Source organism: Bacteroides congonensis, assembly GCF_900130125.1.
GTDB classification, from domain to species: domain Bacteria; phylum Bacteroidota; class Bacteroidia; order Bacteroidales; family Bacteroidaceae; genus Bacteroides; species Bacteroides congonensis.
In genome coordinates, this window is record NZ_FQXY01000008.1 from 331,191 (window position 1) to 354,150 (window position 22,960).

Consider the following 22,960-nt stretch of genomic DNA (forward strand, 5'->3'; position numbering starts at 1 on the left):
GTTTATTTATCCCAGAATAAAATAGGATTGCTCAAATTTCTTCCTTCGTTAGTAACGTTAGGGTTACGTGTCACTTCCGAACTTGGATACCACATTGCTCTCGGAAAAGCATTGATACCTTTTAGTGGAATATTTACCGGCCCTAGTTCCGGATCTTGACTGGTTTTGTAAGGAGATTGAGCATACGTTGCATTCTGAGGCAATAGGGTAGGATATCCGGTACGACGTATATCGGTATATGCTTCAACTGGATTAAAGAAGTTGGCAATCCATTTTTGAGTCATGACAATGCATAATTTTTCTTCATTATTGGCAGCAGTGTCATACTTTCCTAATACTTTTTCCACAAAAGTCTCAATGGATTCATTGCTTATGTCAGGTACATTTGCATCAGAAGCCTTCGCTACTGAATTGACGTGATTTATAGAACGTTTAATACCTTCTTCAAGAGCCTCCTTTGCATCTCCGTTTGCATTTCCTGTTAAATATAATTCAGCTAAAAGGAAAGGGACTGAATAGGCTTGCAACATCTTTTCGGGTGCCACGCCATTACCGACTTTTGCATCACATTTTCCGCCATTACCATTATCGTATTTTCCTCCACATGGATAAATGCCGATAAAAGTAGAAGTTTCCCGCTGGTCATTACTTGCTCCGGAAGCATTGGATGCAAAGAATATGGAAACAAAAGCACCGTCACGGTAATCTGTAGCATTCTGTGCCTTATCCCCCGCTTTTATTTGGTTTACCCAATAGTATGGGATACGTGGGTCTGTGATGCCTACGAATGGGTTGTTTGTTACATTTAAATTCTTTCCACTCATTGTTTCGTAAATCCAGGGACTGATGTAATAAGTGCTTTGACCACCGAGATATTCATCTACATAAGCTTGGTGACGTTCGTCCGGCGTATCTTTGGCGGTATGTTTGAATTCGAAATCCTCTCCGTCATTCATGAATTTGTTCTCGGAAAGCAGATTGGATAACTTTGTATTCCAGTCTGTTATCTCATCTTTAGCTTTTCTTGATTGTACCAATAACTTTAATTTTAAGGTGTTACCCATTCTTACCCATTTCTCAATGTTGCCTTTATATATCAAATCATCGTTTGCTGGTTTCAATAAATTAGCAGCATTGGGATCTTGCAGATTGCCTATGGCTTCATCTATGAGTGCAAATAATGAATTGTAAATATCTTGGCTACGGTCTAATTTGGGAGCATAATTACCTTCTATATCAAATTCAGTGTATGGAATATCTCCCCAAAGATCAACGAGATTGGTAAATGCATAAGCTTTCATTAATTTGCCTATTCCCGCATAAATCATGTTATTTCCTTCTTCTGCTGCTCTGATAACAGCGTTTGTGTTTTTCAGACCATAAGCGTAACCCTGTAACCAGGTGTTTCCCAAGGTGGAAGTGGCATTAGTTATGCCATAGTTGTCAACTTCACGGGAGCTCAGATGAAAAACATAAGAAGGTAATGAAGAACCGATGTAACTACCGGCTGCAAAAGACATGGCTATGTCATATTCAGCCCCGGTTAACACTTTATTCAGTTCTGCACTTGTTGGCTTGTTCGGATTGTCATTAATATCGAGATATTTCGAACAACTCGTGCTGACAAGCAGTGTTGCTGTTAAAGCATATAATAATTTGATAATTTTCATACTTTATTTTTATTAGAATGTGAGTTTGAGATTAAAGCCGTAACGTCTTGTGTTAGGGGCTGAGGTGTAATCAATTCCTTGTACGTTGCCGCCACCATAACTGCTTGCTGTTGGATCGTAATTAGAATATTTAGGAACGTTGGGAGCAAAATACCAAAGGTTGCGGGCTACAAATGATATAGTTGCCGAACCGATAAAAGTTTTTGCCAACCAGGATTTAGGAAGTTGGTACCCAATGCTTAACTCTCTTAAGCGGAAAGTCGTAGCATCATAAACAGATGCTTCATCTACCCCGTTGGTTGCAAATGTAGACACACTGGTACCCGGCGAGAACCATAAGTCAAGTTCCTTCATTTGAACATTGTTGGGGATTTTATTTCCATTTCCGTCTAGCAACGGTTTTTTCGTGGAAGGATCAGCCAAGTATCCGGGCAAGATACGGGAACCATAACGGTCTTCTGTGTCTTTGGTAACACCACGTCCCAATAAGTCAGGAATGTATGAAGTCCAGACGCAACCACCAATTTGTGCATCGAACATGAATGACAATGAGAAACCTTTGTAGGTAAATGTATTGTTCAAGCTAAGTTTGCAATCTGGAGCAGGATCTCCTAAGTCGCCTTCTTCATCTGCTATGAGATAAGCCCCGGAGTTTGGATCCACCAGATAATTGCCCTCTTCATCACGCGCAAAAACTTGTCCTACCAGCATTCCATAAGGTTTGCCTACTTCAAGAACGGCTTTTGGTGTTGCAAAACCTGTATTTAAAGAAACTCGTTCTACTCCTTCTGCCAATTCTTTTACTTCACTTCGGTTTTGGGTATAAGTAAAGTACATATCCCATTTGAAATCTTTATTTAAAATAGGTATAACATTCAATCCTATTTCAATACCATGGTTATTCATTTTACCAAAGTTGGTATAATAGCTCCCGTACCCGGTAGAGTATGGAAGGCTTAATGGAGCGATTTGATTAGTGGAGTTACGATTGTACCAGGTGAAATCAACATTTACGCGGCTTTTTAAGAATTGTAATTCAGCTCCAAATTCAACCTCTGATGTAAATTCCGGTTTTAAATCGGGGTCAAACATGGAAGATGGTAATGATAATATTGGTTGGCCGTTAAAGGGTTGCCCCAAAGTAAATGTACCATTTTTATAGTATGCGCCCGCATCATTACCAACTTTAGCCCAACTTAATCGCACTTTACCGAATTTGATAATATCTTCATTTATATGAAATGCATCTGTAAATACAAACGAACCTGCAATTGACGGATAGAAGAAACTACGATGATTTTTGGGTAGCGTGGATGAAAAGTCATTACGTCCTGTGATATTCAAGAATGCATAATTCTTGTAATCCAATGTAACATCTCCAAATAATGCCCATAAACGGGTTCTTGTATATTCTTCTTCCGATGTTTGTGATTCTGTATTATTTATATTGTAAACTCCCGGAGACATAATGTTCATACCCTTTGTCAGAGTTTCGTTAGCGGTGAATTGATTCACATTATGTCCCAAAGTCGCTTTCAGCCCAAAATCTTTATGAACCGGAATATTGAAACGTAACAGTAAAGTTGATTCTATTTCTTGTGTATCATAAGTAGAAACAAGAATACGTCCTTTCCCACCCAAAGCTCTTGAACCTAAATTTAAAACCTCCTTACGATCCATTTTATAATCATTGATACCAACGCGATAGTCAACTGAAAGCCATTTTGTAATATCATAACCCATATTTACATTTGCTATAGTTCTATCCATTTGAGTGTTGATCGTATTATACTTCCAGGACCAAATCGGATTATCTGCCTGATCGCCCACAAAGAATAAAGATTTATGGTCAGGTGTTTCATAAGGTAGTGACATATCCCAGTTACGTCCAAGGATTAAAGCACGTGCAAATGAAGAGGCGCCAATACCGCTGGATTGATTGTTACCGAACATCGGACCATTTTGCTCGTTTCTTGAAAAAGAGACATTTCCTCCGATACGTACTCCGTTAGCTAAAGTCTGGTTTCCACCGACACTGATAGAATAACGACTAAAGTCAGCATAAGGTATGTAACTATCTTGATCCATTTTGGATAAAGTTGCAGTAAAGTTACCGGTTTCGGTATATCTGTTGAAGTTTAATGAAAGATCATATATTCCTCCCAGCTCGAACAGATCTTTGACATTGTTTTTATATGCTTTATAAGGTATAGTTTGGGGAAGATTCGGATAGGCTTTTCCATAAGCATTAGCAGCATATATACTCAAAGGCACCTCTGTTACATCTGTAAAAGCCGCTCCCCAAGAACCGTTTGCACCCCCTGGAATAAAATCATTACCTGTACCGAAAGAATTTTGATATTCAGGCAAACCTGCTATTTGTTCGATCGTGTAGGATGCATTTAAGGTGATTTCCATACCTTTTCCAGCTTTTTTCTTACTTTTTGAACCTGTTTTTGTTGTGATAAGCACTACACCATTGGCAGCACGTGAACCGTACAGGGCGGCTGCTGCTGCACCTTTTAATACGTTCATTGATTCAATATCGTTCGGGTCAAGTGTGGAAATACCACTACCGTAAGCACCACCGGCATCGGTAGCTTGATTTGAAGAAGCAACTTCCGTGTTACTATAGGGAACACCATCAACTATATATAATGGTTGATTGTTTCCTAAAAACGATGAGTTGCCTCGAATGGTCATACGTGTGGCCGAACCGGCAGCACCAGAGGGTGAATTAATCGAAACACCGGGTATTTTTCCATCTAAAGAACGTATTAAGTCCGGTTCTGCTTTTTGGATAGCTTCATCTGCATCAACCTTGGATACAGAATATCCTAATGAACGTTCTGCTCGTTGAATTCCGACTGCAGTAACTACAATCTCATCAAGTTTTTGAGAATCAGACTTTAAAATAATCTTTAATACTGGCTTTATAGCCACTTCCTGAGTCTGCATACCAATGTACGAAATCTGCAAAGTCTTTGCAGAACTAAATATTATCGTAACCTCTTTATAATGAGCGACAAACAGATAATGTGATATCTGTTTGGCATAAATATGCATCAAATGTAAAATGCAGATTATAAGTATTTTAGCATTTACTAAAAATCTTGAGTTAATGATTTATTCTACTGTATTTCCACCCGAATAAGAATTTTATTCATTTGATTATCAGATGAATAAAATTGATATTCAGAAGGATATTAAACGTTACTTGTTACCGTTTTGTGACAGGTAACCATTTTGTTACTATTAATTGTTATAATTATCTATAATTAGATGAATATAACTAGGTGTGAAAATGAGTCAACTGATAACTATACGATTTGAACTTAAATACTACATAATGAAAAAACATCTATCATACTATCATTCATTTTTATATTGAATTAATTATCAGAAGAATAAGTATGATAGATACTTTTAAAATCCGATATCTATCATACTTTCTTCATGAAAAACGGGTATCTATCATACCAATACTGCTCTATTTTAGTGTAGTATCAGGGAAAAATACCCATATAACGCCACAGGGATGTCTATTTTACAGAATGGTAATCCGCATTTGTCGGCTTAATAATCCATTAGGAACGGTAATCTTTTTATAGTCCACATATGTAGGCTGTACAGCCCGCACCTGTAAACCGTATAGCCCACGTATGTGTGACGAACAGCCTGCACTTGTGGGCTATAAACTTATCGCCATTCAAGTGGAATTATTAAGCCATGATGGTCAGATTTATATGGATTCATTGCTACAAAAACAAGCTATCTTACGCCTGTCCGACCTTTATTCGGCTATTTTATTAATGAGAGATACCCTGTTTTTGATGGTATAAGAATGATAGATACCTTTTTTAAAATACATCTATCATACTTATTCTTTTGATAACTAAGATAATATAAAAATGAATGATAGTATGATAGATATTTTTTTCATTATGTAACAGTTAAGTTCAAAACCACACAAAAGTAAGATTTTAATACGGTTAACCTATGAATTGAGTACCCGTGGCTATAAAACAATAAATTTGGAAATGGAATTTTTCAATCTAATTCTTATATCCGTTCTTCCCCTTCAACAAAGCCGCCTTTTCAAGATCACGCACGACTGTAATGTCCATTATATTTGCATATACCTGAGTGGTTTTCACGCTTTTGTGACCTAATAATTTTTGTACAGTGGTTATATTTGCACCGCTATATAATAATAAGGTAGCATTTGTATGACGTGCAGTATGAAAAGATACCCGTTTGTCAATACCCGCCAAGTTTGCTAATACATTCAACTCTTTATTGATATTAGAATTATCTTTTAGCTTGAAAAAACTATTCAATTCTTCCTTGTAACGTTGCAATATACCAATTCCTTTGCCCTCAAATAATAGGTATAATGGCAGACGTACTTCGATTCCGGTTTTTACAGATTTATATATAAGCCAGGTTTCCTGATGAAATTCGACAATATTCGCAGGGTTCAGATTTATAAAATCGGAATATCGCAGCCCTGCATAGCAACAAAATAAAAAGGCATCTTTTGTCTTTTGTAATTTCATAAATCTCCCAGTCAACTGTAAGTCTTCAAATTTATGCAGCTCTTCTGGTGACAAATGTGTATGATTGCCCTCCACGCTTTTAATCTTATATTTTCTGAAAGCGTATTTCTGTACATCCATATATTCCTTGTTTATAGCAACATTGACATACCGTTTCAAGTGTTTCATATGTTTGGCTATGGTATTAAGGTGGTATCCTCTGGATTGCATGTAATTGTCAAATGAAGAAACAAATTCGAATGTCAAGTCCGTAAACGATATCTCTTTCTTGAACTCCCGAAGTAGCTCAAGCGTAGAAAGATGATTCTGCTTGGTACTTTCTTTCAATGAAGAATTGGAAACTTCTTCTCTATAGAAACTCAAAAATGACCTTCCATTACTTACAGGTCTATCAATAGACTCTTTTAATAAATCCAGTGAAATCGATTTCCCTTGTTGCCACAGTCCAAGTTCGGTTTGCTCAATCGCAGCTATATATTCATATAACATGCGGTTGAGAACATCAGCGTTAGGGTGGCTTTTTACCATTTTCCGCTTAGTGTCCCATTGGTCGACTTTGAGATATATTTTAGTAGAGAAATACATTTTTCTCCTGTTGAGATAAGCTTCCACCTGCACCAATGCCATCCCCTTCTTATTCAATTTCTTTTTTCTGTTAAACACAAGATTGTAACTAATCTTTTCCATACTTTTCCTTTTTAATTAATAATAGAACAAATTAAACGCAGTTCTGTGCTACATCAGAGATGAATTTGCATTAATATCTCTAAAAAAAATATTCTTTTAATCATTGAGTATTCACAAAACTTTAAATTAAATGCCACTTTTTTGTTGCTATTCTTACGTAAAAAGCAAAAAGCAGCTTTATTAAAGGGGAAATGTGACGGAAAATGACTAAAAGAAATCTTAAAAGGTACATTTTGTTCAAACAAAATATCACTATACACTTTTAAAAGTGGCTATTTTAATGCTATAAAAAGGTGTTTATTAGCATAAAAATAGCCATAAAAATAACAATATGTTAGATTTGCAACCTTTTTTTATTAAAATAATTGTTAGTTTCATATTTATTAATATATTTGCAAATTGTTAGAGTGAAGAAACAATTAATGTAAAGTTAAACTTTAAGAGAGAATTTATGAAAAGAAAATTGATGCTGTTATTGGCATGCCTTTTTGTGGGCATAAGCCTGGTAACTGCTCAGACTCAGAAGGTCACAGGCGTTGTGATTTCTGAAGAAGATGGGCAGCCGGTTGTTGGCGCTTCTGTGTTAGTAAAAGGTACCACCCAAGGTACAATCACAGATGTAGATGGTAATTTTAATTTATCGAATGTACCAAGTTCTGCAAAGACTTTGCAGATTTCGTACATTGGTATGCAGACTCAGGAAGTGGCTATAAAACCTACCCTGAAAGTTGTGTTAAAGTCTGATGCACAGCAAATTGATGAAGTGATGGTTGTAGCTTATGGTACTGCAAAAAAAGCGTCATTTACAGGTGCGGCTTCTACCGTTAAAGGAGACAAAGTTTTGAAGGATATTCCGGTGACTTCTTTTGAAGAAGCTCTTTCCGGAACAACTCCGGGACTGACTATTAATTCTACCAGCGGACAGCCGGGTGCAGGATTGCAGATTCGTGTTCGGGGTACCGGTTCTATGAACGCATCTAATGAACCGTTATATGTTATTGATGGTGTACCGGTTGTGTCGGGTGATATAGCAATATCTGCTGTGACGGATGATTCAAAAGCATTTAATGTAATGTCATCCATTAATCCGAGCGATATTGAGAATATTACGGTGTTAAAAGATGCTGCCGCTGCGTCATTGTACGGCTCACGTGCTGCCAATGGTGTTATTTTGATAACGACCAAGCATGGGAAAGCAGGTAAGACCCGGGTTAATTTTAAGGCAAATTGGGGATTTTCTGATTGGGCCATGAAAAACCGTAAAAGCGTGAATGGACAGCAACGTCACGAACTGACGTATGAAGCGTGCTATAATGAAGCTACCATTTATGGTATTCCTGATGATGATGGTAACTATACAGGACCGGCTTCTGAAGCAGAAGCAAAAGCTTATGCACAGGAAATGGCCGATTTCTATGCTGATGGCAAATATGATGTTGATTGGGAAGATGCTTTCTTCCGTAAACATGGTTCCAGTCAGAATTATGAGTTTTCAGCACAAGGTGGAGATGAACGTAACTCATTTTTTGCTTCATTAGCATATAAAAAAGAGGAAGGTAAATCAAGAACATCTTCATTGGATGGATTTATGGGACGTATTAATGCAGTTCACCGTTCTGCAAATAATAAATGGCAAATGGGAGCTAATATTTCTATGTCGAGACAAAGTTCATCTGTTTCGAGTGAGGGTACCGCTTATGCTAATCCTTTCTTCCTGATTAATTATGTGTGTACTCCGAATATGCCGATTTATGATGATGAAGGCAATTATTATACGCATCCGTTCCTGCAGCAGATATTTACTCACACTCATCCGGTAGAAGATATTAATCTGGATAAGAATGAATCGAAGGTATTCAGGAGTTTCAACAACTTGTGGGCTTCATACCAGTTTATTGAGGGGCTGACTTTGAAACAAAGTATCAGCTATGATTATGTGAACAATAACTCTATAACTTATTGGCCGTTAAACTCTAACAATGGAACGCTGACTGGTGGGTTAAGAGCTAATTATCCGATGCAACAGCAAAATAGCTATTCATCTACTACTTTGAATTACGTGAAGACATTCGGACAAAAGCATAATTTGGATGCATTGATCGGTTGGGATGTGGACGACCGTCGTACTGAGTATGTTTTTGCTACCTCTTCGGGATATCCTCACGATAAGCTTCCTGAATCAATAAATGCAGCTACTCCTGAGGAAGGTTCTGCGTATTATACGGAAGATCATTTACTCTCCTTGTTGTCTCGTGTTAATTATGATTATGATAATAAGTATTATGCATCGGTAAACTTCCGTAGAGATGGTAGCTCACGTTTGGGGGCTAATAACCGTTGGGCTAATTTCTGGTCTGTATCGGCAGCCTGGAGGTTGACGCAGGAAGATTTCATGAAAGGTATCACGCAGATTAATGACTTGAAAGTGAGAGCTTCTTATGGTATAAACGGAACACTGCCTAGAGACTTGTATGGACATTTGAGTTTGTATGGATACGGTTATAATTATCAAAGTATTGCAGGTTCTGCACCTAAATCAGTTCCTAATCCTGACTTGTCATGGGAAAAGAATAAGAACTTCAATATTGGTTTTGACGCATCTCTTTTTGACCGTTTGAATATCAGCTTTGATTATTACAGCCGCAGGACTAGTGATTTGTTGCAGAATGTGCCGACTTCAATGGCTGTTGGTTTCAAGACGATGTTGAAAAACGTAGGAGAGATGACCAACAGGGGAGTGGAGCTTGATATTAATGTTGATGTATTTAAACATACACAAGTAAAATGGAATACAGGTCTGGCACTTTCGCACAACTCGAATAAAGTGTCTAAACTGTATGAAGGGAAAGATATTATAAACGGTACTAGCATTATCCGTGAAGGTGAATCATATTATTCATGGTGGAGCCGTGAATGGGCGGGTGTTGACCCTGCAACCGGTGAGGAACAATGGGTCTTGAATACCAAGAATGCAGATGGAAGCCTTAATAAAGAGTTGACAAAAAATCCGGCTCAGGCTCAGAGAGTAGTTATTGGCAAGCCGGATCCGAAGCTGACCGGTGGTTGGAGAAACTCAGTATCATGGAAAGGCCTGGAACTGAATTTGTTATTTAACTTTTCATTGGGTGGAAAGATTTTTGATACAATGAGAACAAGCTTTACTGACACTGACGGTTATGTGGTTTATTACAATTCTTCTGTTGATCAGCTTGACAGATGGCAGAAACCGGGTGATGTAACGAGTGTGCCGAGACGTATCAATAACTATGAATATGGAAATTACGGAAGCTCCCGTTTTATGAAAGATCTGAATTACTTGCGTTTGAAGAGTATGAGTTTGTCATATACTCTTCCGGCACAGTTGACACGCCGTGCACAAATGGAGAATGTACGTTTGTTTATTTCCGGAAGCAATCTTCTGACATGGACCTCTTACAAAAATGTGGACCCGGAACAGCCGATTAATGGCATTCCTACTTTTGCTTTCCCAAATCTGAAAAGTGTGACATTGGGTATTGAAATCGGATTTTAATAAGAAAAACAGAATATGATGAAAACAATCAATATATATAAAAAAATAGGGGGAGTCCTTTTTACCGGTTTGATCATGCTGTCGTCCTGCAGCGATTATCTGACGACTTTGCCTACTAATTCTTTGGTGAGTGATGGTGCTATAAGTACACCTGAAGATACAAAAACTGCGTTGAACGGAGCGTATGCCGGATTGATTAGCGCAAGAGCTGATGATGTCACTTATTATTATTACGGAATGGATTTTCTGGCTCGTGCTGAAGTTGGAGGTGATGACACTCAGACAAATAAAGTAGGTGACCGTACAGAGAATTACTACCGTTTTACATACCGTCAGAATAATGCTCCACAAGATTTGTGGTATCCTCCCTATGCGGTTATTAATCGGGTGAATGTACTTTTGGACGCCATTGATAAAGGTGAAGTGCCAATGAACGATGTTGTAAAGAACTCTAAAGGGGAAGCATTGGCTATCAGGGCGTTAGCACATTTTAATCTGCTTATCACTTATGGCGCCCCATACTTGAAAGATAATGGAGCTTCATTAGGAGTGCCTGTTGTAAAAACGGTATTGACTGCCACTGACCTTCCAAGCCGTTCCACGGTAGCGGAGGGATATCAGGCTGTGCTGGATGATTTGTCGGATGCGTTAGGATTGATTAGCGAGGAGAAAAACTATGGTCATTTTAACAGATGGGGTGTGAAGGCTTTGCTGGCACGTGTAAATCTATATAAAGGTGACTATGATGCTGCTTATTCATATGCTAAGGATGTGGTGGAGAATGGTCCGTATTCGTTGATTGATAATGCTGATTATCTGACGGTATGGGGGCAGGAAGAAAATAATGAATCTATATTTGATTTGGCATTGTCATCAACTTCTTATTCCGGTGACCGTGAGTTATGGGGGGCAGTTGTCAGTCCGAGTGAATATGGAGCGGTTGTTGCTACAAAAGCATTTGTAGATCTTTTGAATGAAGATCCGGATGATGTGCGTCTCGGTTTGTTGGTTACTGATAAAAATGGGACAGAGCGTACTATAAACAAGTATCCGGGACGTGGTTCGGTTACAATTAATAATGTCCGTGTTTTACGCTTGTCGGATATTTATCTGATAGGCGCTGAGGCTGCTTTGAAGAAAGCGTCACCTGACCAGGATTTAGCGGATGAGTATCTGTATCAGATTAGACATCGTGCCAATCCGGATATTACAAAAATTGACGCTACATTGGATTTGATTGCTAAAGAACGTCGTAAGGAATTGGTATTGGAAGGACATCGTTTGTATGATGTATTGCGTCAAGGAGCGGAAATCACCCGTCAAGGAGGTTCACATTTCTTGAATGGCAATGATTTGATAACGGTAAAATGGAGTGATTATCGGACTGTGATGCCTATTCCCCAGGCAGAAATAGATGCTAATCCAAATATATTGCAGAATCCGGAATATAACTAAAACTTTATTGGGTTGAGGAGTGTTTTCTCCTTAGGAATGGAGCTTGTGATTGATGAAAAATGAAGGAACTCAATCACAAGCTCCATATTTTTTGTTATATTTGCGCCCACATTATTATATATAAAAGTAAAGAATGAAAGAATTTGTAATATCCGAAGCCAAAGTAGAGACAGCAGTACTTGTCGGACTCATCACGCAGACGCAGGATGAGCGTAAGACGAACGAGTATCTGGACGAACTGGCGTTCCTTGCCGAGACGGCTGGGGCGGAAGTAGTGAAACGATTTACACAGAAGTTGCCGACAGCCCATTCGGTGACCTATGTAGGAAAAGGAAAACTGGAGGAAATCAGACAATATATCCGTAACGAAGAGGAAGAAGAACGTGAAGTGGGAATGGTCATCTTTGACGATGAGCTTTCCGCGAAACAACTTCGTAATATAGAAGCCGAACTGAAAGTGAAGATACTGGACCGTACTTCGCTGATTCTCGATATATTTGCCATGCGTGCCCAGACTGCCAACGCGAAGACGCAGGTGGAACTGGCACAGTACAAATACATGTTGCCACGTCTGCAAAGACTCTGGACGCACTTGGAACGCCAGGGTGGTGGTTCGGGTGCGGGTGGTGGTAAAGGTTCCGTGGGACTTCGTGGTCCGGGTGAAACACAGCTCGAAATGGACCGCCGTATCATCCTGAACCGTATGTCATTGCTGAAAGAACGCCTGGCGGAAATTGACAAGCAAAAAGCTACCCAGCGTAAGAACCGCGGACGTATGATACGTGTCGCACTGGTTGGTTATACCAATGTCGGTAAATCGACCATGATGAACCTGTTGGCAAAGAGTGAAGTCTTTGCGGAAAACAAACTGTTCGCTACGTTGGACACTACCGTACGTAAGGTGATAATTGATAATCTTCCGTTCCTGTTGTCGGATACGGTAGGATTTATCCGTAAGTTGCCTACCGACCTGGTTGAATCATTTAAATCTACTCTGGATGAAGTTCGCGAAGCGGACTTGTTAGTGCACGTGGTAGATATCTCACACCCCGGATTTGAAGAACAGATTGAGGTGGTGAACAAGACGCTGGCCGAAATTGACGGTGCCGGCAAACCCATGATACTTGTATTTAATAAAATAGACGCCTACACCTACGTGGAGAAAGCGCCGGACGACCTTACCCCCCGAACTAAGGAAAACTTGACACTCGAAGAACTGATGAAGACGTGGATGGCAAAGATGGAAGACAACTGCCTTTTTATTTCCGCCCGCGAACGAATCAATATGGACGAACTGAAAGATGTAGTTTACCGACGAGTGAAAGAATTGCATGTTCAGAAATATCCCTATAACGATTTTCTTTATCAGACCTACGAAGAGGAAGAATAATTAATCAATGTGCTGCTTTGCTGATTGGGGGAAGCGGCACATTACTATATTTATTTATATGAAAGACTATCGTAGATTGACTGAAGATGAGGTGCTTCAGTTAAAGAGCCAGTCGTGTCTGGCCGATGATTGGGGAAATGTTCTGGTAGCCGATGGATTTAATTGTGAGTATGTCCATCACACCCGTTTTTCGGGAGAAGTGAAGCTAGGGGTATTTGAAGCTGAATTCACACTGCGGGGCGGTATTAAGAAACATTCGGGATTGCGTCATGTGACGCTGCACAATGTGACGGTAGGGGATAACTGCTGTATTGAGAATATCCAGAATTACATTGCCAATTATGAGATTGGCAGTGATACCTTTATTGAAAATGTAGACATCATCCTGGTGGATGGGTTGACTACTTTCGGTAATGGGGTGGAAGTGGCGGTTCTTAATGAAACCGGAGGACGTGAGGTCTTGATTAATGACAAACTGTCCGCACATCAGGCGTATATACTTGCGCTGTACCGCCATCGTCCCGAACTGATCAGCCGCATGAAATCCATTGCGGATTATTATTCCAACAAACATGCATCTGCCGTTGGCAGTATTGGCAATCATGTCATGATTCTCAATACAGGCTCCATCAGGAATGTCCGGATTGGCGATTATTGCCATATCTGCGGAACCTGCCGTCTGACTAACGGTAGTGTGAATAGTAACGTGACGGCTCCCGTACATATCGGACACGGAGTGATTTGTGATGATTTTATAATCTCTTCCGGTTCGCAAGTGGATGACGGCACGATGTTAAGCCGTTGCTTCGTCGGGCAGTCTTGTAAATTGGGGCATAACTATTCCGCTTCCGATTCCTTGTTCTTTAGTAACTGCCAGGGAGAGAACGGAGAAGCTTGCGCCATTTTCGCGGGTCCTTTCACCGTGACACATCACAAATCGACTTTGCTGATTGCCGGTATGTTCTCGTTTATGAATGCAGGCTCAGGGTCTAATCAAAGTAACCATATGTATAAGCTGGGTCCGATTCACCAGGGGACGATGGAAAGGGGAGCGAAAACGACTTCCGATTCATACATCCTGTGGCCGGCACGTGTCGGAGCTTTCTCTCTCGTGATGGGACGCCATGTCAATCATGCAGATACATCCAATCTTCCTTTCTCTTACCTGATAGAGCAACGGAATACGACTTATCTGGTTCCGGGCGTTAATCTGCGAAGCGTGGGTACAATCCGTGACGCCCAGAAATGGCCGAAACGTGACAAGCGGCAAGACCCGAACCGGTTGGATTATATCAATTACAACCTTTTGAGTCCCTATACCATTCAGAAGATGTTCAAAGGGCGTTCTATCCTGAAAGAATTGAGACGGGTATCCGGTGTGACATCCGAAATCTATTCTTATCAAAGCGCCAAAATCAAAAACTCTTCTTTGAATAACGGTATCCGCTTTTATGAAATAGCTATTCATAAATTCTTGGGCAACTCAATCATCAAGCGGTTGGAAGGTATCAACTTCCAAAGTAATGAAGAAATCCGCCAACGTCTGAAACCGGATACGGAAATCGGAATCGGTGAATGGGTGGACGTGTCCGGGCTGATTGCTCCCAAAAGCGAGATAGACCGTCTGCTGGATGGCATTGAGAATGGTACTATCAATCGTTTGAAGTCAATCAATGCCTGTTTTGCAGAAATGCACGAGAACTATTACACCTACGAATGGACGTGGGCTTACAATAAGATTCAGGAATTTTATGGCTTGAATCCGGAGACTATTACGGCGCAAGATGTGATCCGTATCGTAAAATCCTGGCAGGAAGCTGTTGTAGGACTGGATAAGATGGTATATGAAGATGCAAAGAAAGAATTCTCCCTGTCTTCCATGACCGGATTTGGTGCCGACGGCTCTCACGACGAGATGAAGCAGGACTTTGAACAAGTGCGTGGTGATTTCGAGAGTAATACATTCGTGACGGCTGTGTTGAAACATATTGAAGAAAAAACAACTCTCGGAAATGAACTGATTAAACGTATCGAAGGCATACAAGAGTAAGCAAACCATAACCTATGAAACGATAGACGGCGGGCGGTGTGCAACTAAAGCACAACTTGTCCGCCATTTTTGTTTCAACGCCGGATTTCTCCGTTATTCATTCTTAATTCTTCATTCTTCATTCACCATTCTTCATTCTTAATTACTACCTTTGCCACACTAACTAACATTACGTAATAAAATAAGAGACTTATGGCAACACCTCCGTTTAAGTATCAGCCCATGTTTGAAAAGGGGAAAGATACAACTGAGTATTATCTGCTTACAAAAGACTACGTGTCGGTAAGCGAGTTTGAAGGAAATCCTATCCTGAAAATTGAGAAAGAAGGTTTGACTGCGATGGCTAACGCAGCTTTTCGTGATGTATCATTCATGCTCCGCCGTTCGCACAACGAACAAGTTGCTAAGATTCTGAGTGATCCCGAAGCCAGCGAAAACGACAAGTATGTGGCATTGACTTTCTTGCGTAATGCGGAAGTTGCTTCAAAGGGGATACTTCCTTTCTGTCAGGATACGGGTACTGCCATCATCCACGGTGAGAAAGGCCAGCAGGTATGGACCGGTTATTCTGACGAAGAAGCTCTTTCACTGGGTGTCTATAAGACATATACTGAAGAGAACCTGCGTTACTCTCAGAATGCACCTCTGAATATGTATGATGAGGTAAATACAAAATGCAACCTTCCCGCACAGATTGATATCGAAGCTACCGAAGGCATGGAATATGAGTTCCTTTGCGTAACGAAAGGCGGTGGTTCTGCCAACAAAACTTATCTGTATCAGGAAACGAAAGCTATCCTGAATCCGGGTACATTGGTTCCGTTCCTCGTTGAGAAAATGAAAACTCTCGGAACAGCCGCTTGTCCTCCCTATCATATCGCTTTCGTTATCGGTGGTACTTCTGCTGAAAAGAATCTGTTGACAGTGAAACTGGCTTCTACTCATTTCTATGATAACCTGCCGACAACAGGAAACGAATACGGTCGTGCATTCCGTGATGTCGAACTGGAAAAAGAAGTATTGGCTGAAGCTCACAAGATTGGTCTTGGCGCGCAATTCGGCGGTAAATATCTGGCTCACGATGTCCGTATCATCCGTCTGCCCCGTCACGGCGCTTCTTGTCCGGTAGGTCTGGGCGTATCCTGCTCTGCCGACCGTAACATCAAATGTAAAATCAACAAGGAAGGTATCTGGATTGAGAAACTGGATTCAAATCCGGGCGAACTTATTCCGGTGGAACTGCGTAAGGCAGGCGAAGGCGATGTTGTAAAGATCGACCTGAACCGTCCGATGGCTGAAATCCTGAAAGAGTTGACTAAATATCCGGTATCGACCCGTCTGTCATTGAATGGAACGATTATCGTAGGTCGTGATATCGCACACGCCAAACTGAAAGAACGTCTGGAACGTGGTGAAGACCTGCCGCAATATGTCAAAGATCATCCTATTTACTATGCAGGTCCGGCAAAAACACCGGAAGGCATGGCTTGCGGCTCAATGGGGCCGACTACAGCAGGACGTATGGATTCCTATGTAGAGTTATTCCAAAGTCATGGCGGCAGCATGGTTATGCTGGCAAAAGGTAACCGCAGTCAGCAGGTAACGGATGCTTGCAAGAAATATGGTGGTTTCTATTTGGGTTCTATCGGTGGTCCGGCTGCTATTCTAGCTCAGAATAACATCAAGAGCATCGAGTGTGTAGAATATCCGGAACTGGGTATGGAAGCTATCTGGAAGATTGAAGTGGAAGACTTCCCGGCATTCATCCTCGTAGATGATAAGGGCAACGACTTCTTCAAACAGTTGAAACCCTGGAATTGCACTAAATAAACAGACAATAAGTTCATTTATATAAAACTATTTATTTAAGGGATACCTGTCAATTTTCCGTATGGGTATCCCTTTTTTACTAACTTTTCCTTTCTGCTTACTACTAATTACTATTATGAAACCATCGACAATTGAACTAACTAATCAGAAGAACCAGCATATTGTATGGCTGGATGTTGTACGCCTTATCGCAATGTTTACAGTTGTTTGCTGCCATTGCACCGATCCTTTTAATTTTTATCCGGGCACTGCTCCCAATATCGGGGAAATCAAATTATGGGGAGCTATCTATGGATCTGTTCTCCGTCCCTGTGTACCCTTGTTTGTGATGATAACGGGCGCATTGCTTTTACCTGTCCGGGGGGATGCTTCCACTTTTTATAAGAAACGTATTACCCGTGTCCTGTATCCGTTCTTAATCTGGTCTGTTATCTACAATCTTTTTCCTTGGATAACGGGCGTATTGGGGTTGGAGCCTAAGGTTATTCTTGATTTCTTTCCTTATGCCGGCGAGGAAGTGATGCAGCAATCCTTTTCGGTGGCTGTGCAGTATATCCTGGCAATTCCTTTCAACTTCTCTGTATTGGCAGTGCATATGTGGTATATTTATCTGCTTATCGGGCTTTATCTTTATTTGCCCATATTCTCGGCATGGGTGGAAAAGGCTTCGCAGCGTGCTAAACTGATGTTTCTGCTGGCTTGGGGCGTGACCTTGCTTCTGCCTTATTATTATCAGTTCGTTTTTCCTTACCTGTGGGGCTCTTGCTCATGGAATTCTTTCGGAATGTTGTATGCATTTGCCGGATTCAACGGATATTTATTATTAGGGCATTATCTGAAAGATCTCGACTGGAGTTTGAGGAAAACATTGTTAATCGGTATTCCGATGTTTGCAGTAGGTTATGTTGTGACGTTCTTAGGCTTCCGCTATATGACGGCTTTGCTGGATTGTACAGATGAAATGTTGGAGCTTTTCTTTACTTACTGCTCTCTAAATGTGGTTATGATGACCATTCCTGTATTTATGTTGGCTAAAAAAGTCAACGTCCGTTCGGAGAGAATACGGAAAGCATTAGCAGATTTGACCGTGTGTGGTTTCGGAGTTTATATGATACATTATTTCTTTACCGGTCCGTCTGTGGTATTAATGAGGGCTCTTAATGTACCTATTCCTTTGCAGATTCCGATTGCCGCAATAGTTGCGTTTGCTGCTTCCTGGTTGATAGTACATTGGGTGAACCGTATTGGCAAACCTGCAAAATACATAATGGGATAACAAAATGCATAATGGGATAAAAGTCCAAAGGATTTTTTGAGGACATAAGAACAAAAGAACATATTTCTTCCGATACTGATATTCTTGAAATATTGAGTGTGGAGTATATGTTCTTTTGTTCTTATGTCTTTTCTATTCTTCCAGATACTTTGTAATCTTTCCGCTAATCTGCAATAACGAAATCTCACAAAGTTTCGTATTATACTCTGCAGAAAGGATACGTTCTTCCGCATCTAATAAACTCTTTTGTGCTTCGCGTACTTCGAAGCCGGAAAGGTCTCCCTGGATATAACGGTCCATGGCAATATCATGGTTGTCTTTGGCAGTTATAAGATTCTGTCGTTCCAGATTCAACAATTGAAGATTGTTGCGATAAGCCTGCCATAAATTGCTGAGGTCGGAGCGAAGTGCCAGTTCAAGGTTCTGTCGTTCCAAGCGCCGGTTCTTAAAGGCAAGAGTCGCGTTCCGCTTTTCGCGGCGGCGGTTTCCATCGAATATATTAAATCCGATAGTTACTCCGGCATTGAAACCTAAATTGCCTCTTCTGCTTGTGGCGTTAACGTCATATTTGTTAAAAGTATATCCGTAGCCGGTATTCAATTTGAGATAGGGATAGTTGCGTGAGTTTATCTTTTTATAATCCAGTTGTGCCAATGTCGTATTCTGGTCAGCTTTTAGTAAAGACGCATTTGTTGTCAACGTAGCATTCCATAAATCTTCGAACTTCAGGTTGCTGTGTACGTCAATAGTGGAATCCTTGATAATGATAATCTGATTGACGTTGTTATTAGCCATCAATTCATTCAACTGGATGCGTGAAGAGTGCAGCAATTCCTGTTGTTTTATGTATTGGGCACTGTCCGCATTGAAGTCCACCTTTGCCTGTTGATAATCCAGTCCTGAAAACTTACCGACGAGGTGGCTCGCTTCCGCGATACGCAGACGCTCTTTAGAGAGTGACATTGCGTAATGAAAGTTTTTCAGACGAATCTTCTGCTGAATGAAGTTGTAGTATTCCGATGTCAGGTCGGCAATAAAGTCCTCGATGGCGATGCGGGTGTTGGTTTCCCCCTGTCGCTCCAACTCTTTCAACTGCTTGTAAGTCGTACTGATCTTGAATCCGTCAAAAATAGTCCAATTAAGGTTGAGCCCGACATTGACTGTCTGGTCATATACTCCATTGGTTTTCGTTATCTCTCCGGTTTCACGGGCTTTACTTTCAATATTATCCAGATTGCCGGTATATCCGGCAGAAAAGTCCAGCGTCGGCAAATAACCTGCGTTTCCCAATGTTGCGTTGTTCTTGCTGATTTGCTCTTCGTTATGGACGATACGCAAAGAGTAATTGTTCTGCAATCCTTCTTCCAGGCACTCTTTTAAGGTGAGTACTTGTTGCGCCTTCGCAGTAGAAACTGATAAGAAGGCACATGCGGTAACTATATATGTGATGCGTTTCATGCAAATTCCTTTCTGTTTCATTCGGTTATCTTTTTGACTCGGTTAGTTGAAATATAACTGTAAATAGCCGGTACAATGTACATGGTGAGCAAAGTAGAAACTACCATGCCACCTACTACTGCCGTACCCATGGCGATACGCTGATTGGCACCTTCTCCGGTGGCAAAAGCCAGTGGGATAAGTCCCAGAACCGTAGAAGCACTTGTCATCAGAATCGGGCGGAGACGTTGCAAAGCTGAATCCTTGATTGCGCTCATCTTGTCTTCTCCGGCTTCCTGTTTCTGATTGGCGAATTCCACAATCAGGATACCATTCTTGGCCACCAGCCCGATAAGCATAATGATACCGATCTGGCTGAAAATATTCATTGTAATATCTCCGAAATACATAAATACTAATGCTCCGGCAATAGCCAGCGGCACTGTCAGCATGATAATCAACGGGTCTTTGAAACTCTCGAACTGGGCAGCCAGAATCAAGTAAATCAGAAGAATAGCCAGGATAAAGGCAAACATCAAACTGGAAGAACTTTCGCGATATTCCTTGGAGTCGCCCGACAAGGCGGTACGGAACGTATCATCCAATGTTTCCTTGGCTATCTTATCCATTTCATCCAGTCCCTGTCCGATTGTTTTTCCATCCGCCAGTCCTGCTGAGATAGTGGCTGATACAAAACGATTATAACGGTATAGTTTAGGCGGAGCAATACCACTTTCCAGTTCAATCAGGTTATCCAATTGAATCATGTCACCATTGCTGCTACGGACATAAATCGCTTTCAAGTCGGCCGGTTTATTTCTTTGCTGACGGTTGATTTCACCGAGGATTTCGTATTGCTTTCCGTTCATATAGAAATATCCCATGCGCTGACCGCTCAATCCGTATTGCAAGGTCTGGGCGATGTTCTTTGTACTTACCCCCATGATACTCGCCTTGTCGCGGTTAATCTGGATACGGGCTTCCGGCTTGCTGAACTTCAAGTCAACGTCCGCCATCTGGAAGACCGGGTTTTCGTACACTTTCGCCATGAATTTAGGCAGTACCTCTTCCAACTTTTCCAAGTTGGTAGCTTGAAGTACATACTGGACAGGCATACTTCCACGACGTCCGCCGAAGGAAGATTGCTGTTGCACGAACGAACGCGCCATCGTCTTCTTCTGTACCGCTTTCGATATTTTTTCGGCAACATCCATCTGTGTGTAGTCGCGGTCTTTCATGTCCTTCAGCGTGATACGCACGTTTCCACTACCACTGGACACACGGGCGGTAACCGCTTCCGCATCCGGCAGGATGGAGTCGACAAGCTGATTGATGTCTTCGGTGTAATCACGTATATATTCATAAGTGACACCCTCTGCGCCTCTCGTATTGATAGTGATTTGCGAACGGTCTTCCAAAGGTGCCATTTCGGAAGGAACCGCATTCCACAGGATACCAATCAGGCAAATCGTGATGAAAGTGAATGGAAGCGCAATCCATCGTTTATTCAGGAAAGCGGCAAGTGAACGGCTGTACAGGCGGTTCATACCTTCAAAGAATGGTTCTGTCTTTGAGTAAAACCAACCTTGTTTTTCCCGTTTGATAAGCAGTTTGGTTGCCAGCATCGGCGTGAAAGTCAATGCGGCAAATGAAGAGATGATGACCGAACCGGAGATTACAATGCTGAACTCCCGGAACAGGCGTCCCGTCATACCGTCCATAAAAACGATGGGGAAGAATACGGCAACCAGGGTGATAGTCGTTGAGATGACGGCGAAGAAGATTTCTTTGGCTCCTTCGATACCCGCCTCTTTCGGACTCATTCCCTTTTCAATACGGATATAGATATTCTCCGTCATAACGATGGCATCATCTACTACCAATCCCACGGATAGCACGATGGCAAGCATGGACAGTACATTGATAGAGAAACCTGCCAGATACATGACGAAGAATGCACCGATGAGGGAGACAGGAATCACGATACATGGTACCAGTGTCACACGCCAGTCGCGCAAGAACAAGAAAATGATGATAATAACGAGTACGAAAGCTTCATACACGGTAGACTTTACTTCGTTGATGGATGCACGGATAAACTTGGTATTATCAAAACCGTAGTTGTAGTGCACATCTTCCGGCAAGTCTTTCTTCATCTGTTCCATACGTTGATATACGGCGTCCGCAATCTCAATATGGTTGGCTCCTGGCTGTGGAATAACTACGACACCTACCATCGGCACACCGTTCATTTTCATGTAACTTTTGATGTCGGCAGGCCCCAGTTCGGCACGTCCGATGTCGCTGAAACGCACGATGCGGTTGTTCTCTTCCTTGATAATCAAGTCGTTGAACTCGTCTGCTGTGTGCATCAATCCTAAGGTACGGATTGTCAACTCGGTAGTATTTCCTTCGATACTACCTGACGGGAGCTCGACATTCTCATTATCCACTGCATTTTTCACGTCGATAGGACTGATACCATAGCCGGCCATTTTTGCCGGGTCAAGCCAGAGACGCATGGAGTAACGCTTTTCTCCCCAAATGGATACGCTACTTACATCAGAGATGGTCTGTAATTGCTCCTTAACCGTCAAATCCGCGATTTCACTTAATTCCAACAGGGTGCGTTTGTCGCTTTGCAGAGCTACCATCAGGATAGGCATAGCGTCTGCGTCTGCTTTCGACACGGTAGGCGGGTCACAGTCACGGGGCAGGTAGCGTTGTGCGCGTGAAACCTTGTCGCGCACGTCATTTGCCGCCGTTTCCAGATCGACGGACAATTCAAACTCTACTGTAATACGGCTCTGTCCTTGTTGGCTGACACTGGACAGAGAACGGATACCGGGAATACCATTGATATTCTGTTCCAACGGTTCCGTAATCTGGTTTTCGATAACGTCGGCATTGGCTCCCGGATAGGAACAACTGACGGAAATAATCGGATTATCCACTGACGGATATTCACGGACACCCAGGTAGTTGTATCCGATAAATCCGAAAAGCAGGATAATGATTGTCAGTACGGTGGCTAATACCGGTCGGCGTATGCTTAATTCAGATATATTCATAGG

The 22,960-nt window shown here is 41.5% G+C and carries 12 protein-coding genes; 7 read left to right on the plus strand and 5 right to left on the minus strand.

The features are described 5' to 3' along the window. Window positions 1-2: 2 nt before the first annotated feature. Together BQ7997_RS04765 and BQ7997_RS04770 are read right to left on the minus strand one after the other, a co-directional pair. Entirely contained in the window at window positions 3-1,670 is a 1,668-nt protein-coding gene (locus BQ7997_RS04765; RefSeq protein WP_073344045.1) for a SusD/RagB family nutrient-binding outer membrane lipoprotein, read from the minus strand. Between the two features lie 12 nt (window positions 1,671-1,682). Next, window positions 1,683-4,736 carry a SusC/RagA family TonB-linked outer membrane protein gene (locus tag BQ7997_RS04770; protein WP_235817265.1) on the minus strand — a complete coding sequence of 1,018 codons (3,054 nt, stop codon included), beginning with the start codon at window positions 4,734-4,736 and terminating at the stop codon, window positions 1,683-1,685. A gap of 596 nt (window positions 4,737-5,332) precedes the next feature. On the opposite strand from BQ7997_RS04770, the gene BQ7997_RS04775 reads away from it, so the two are divergent. Continuing rightward, window positions 5,333-5,512: a hypothetical protein gene (locus BQ7997_RS04775; RefSeq protein ID WP_073344048.1), complete on the plus strand. Its 180-nt coding sequence runs from the start codon at window positions 5,333-5,335 to the stop codon at window positions 5,510-5,512. Window positions 5,513-5,725: 213 nt separating this feature from the next. Here BQ7997_RS04775 and BQ7997_RS04780 read toward each other — a convergent pair whose 3' ends face one another. Further along, window positions 5,726-6,916, minus strand: a complete 1,191-nt coding sequence (locus BQ7997_RS04780) for a site-specific integrase (RefSeq protein ID WP_022140366.1) — start codon at window positions 6,914-6,916, stop codon at window positions 5,726-5,728. A 451-nt stretch (window positions 6,917-7,367) separates the two neighbouring features. Here BQ7997_RS04780 and BQ7997_RS04785 point away from each other — a divergent pair, with 451 nt between their 5' ends. The 6 genes from BQ7997_RS04785 to BQ7997_RS04810 all read left to right on the plus strand — a co-directional run bounded on the left by BQ7997_RS04785 (window position 7,368) and on the right by BQ7997_RS04810 (window position 18,449). Next, window positions 7,368-10,448: a SusC/RagA family TonB-linked outer membrane protein gene (locus tag BQ7997_RS04785; protein ID WP_073344051.1), complete on the plus strand. Its 3,081-nt coding sequence runs from the start codon at window positions 7,368-7,370 to the stop codon at window positions 10,446-10,448. 15 nt (window positions 10,449-10,463) lie between these two features. After that, window positions 10,464-11,903, plus strand: a complete 1,440-nt coding sequence (locus BQ7997_RS04790) for a RagB/SusD family nutrient uptake outer membrane protein (RefSeq protein ID WP_073344054.1) — start codon at window positions 10,464-10,466, stop codon at window positions 11,901-11,903. Window positions 11,904-12,036: 133 nt separating this feature from the next. Beyond that, the gene (gene hflX / locus BQ7997_RS04795; RefSeq protein WP_073344056.1) at window positions 12,037-13,293 is read left to right on the plus strand and encodes a GTPase HflX; all 1,257 of its coding nucleotides are present in this window, start codon (window positions 12,037-12,039) and stop codon (window positions 13,291-13,293) included. A gap of 58 nt (window positions 13,294-13,351) precedes the next feature. Beyond that, window positions 13,352-15,343: a DUF4954 family protein gene (locus BQ7997_RS04800; RefSeq protein ID WP_073344794.1), complete on the plus strand. Its 1,992-nt coding sequence runs from the start codon at window positions 13,352-13,354 to the stop codon at window positions 15,341-15,343. 192 nt (window positions 15,344-15,535) lie between these two features. Further along, window positions 15,536-17,173 (plus strand): fumarate hydratase, encoded by a 1,638-nt coding sequence (locus BQ7997_RS04805; RefSeq protein ID WP_073344059.1) that lies wholly within the window; start codon window positions 15,536-15,538, stop codon window positions 17,171-17,173. 115 nt (window positions 17,174-17,288) lie between these two features. Continuing rightward, window positions 17,289-18,449, plus strand: coding sequence for an acyltransferase (locus BQ7997_RS04810; protein WP_073344062.1), 1,161 nt, complete (start codon window positions 17,289-17,291; stop codon window positions 18,447-18,449). A gap of 132 nt (window positions 18,450-18,581) precedes the next feature. Here BQ7997_RS04810 and BQ7997_RS04815 read toward each other — a convergent pair whose 3' ends face one another. Next, window positions 18,582-19,928, minus strand: a complete 1,347-nt coding sequence (locus tag BQ7997_RS04815) for a TolC family protein (protein WP_083589169.1) — start codon at window positions 19,926-19,928, stop codon at window positions 18,582-18,584. Then, the gene (locus BQ7997_RS04820; protein ID WP_073344065.1) at window positions 19,925-22,957 is read right to left on the minus strand and encodes an efflux RND transporter permease subunit; all 3,033 of its coding nucleotides are present in this window, start codon (window positions 22,955-22,957) and stop codon (window positions 19,925-19,927) included. Before BQ7997_RS04820 ends, BQ7997_RS04815 begins: the two co-directional genes overlap by 4 nt. Window positions 22,958-22,960 lie beyond the last annotated feature (3 nt).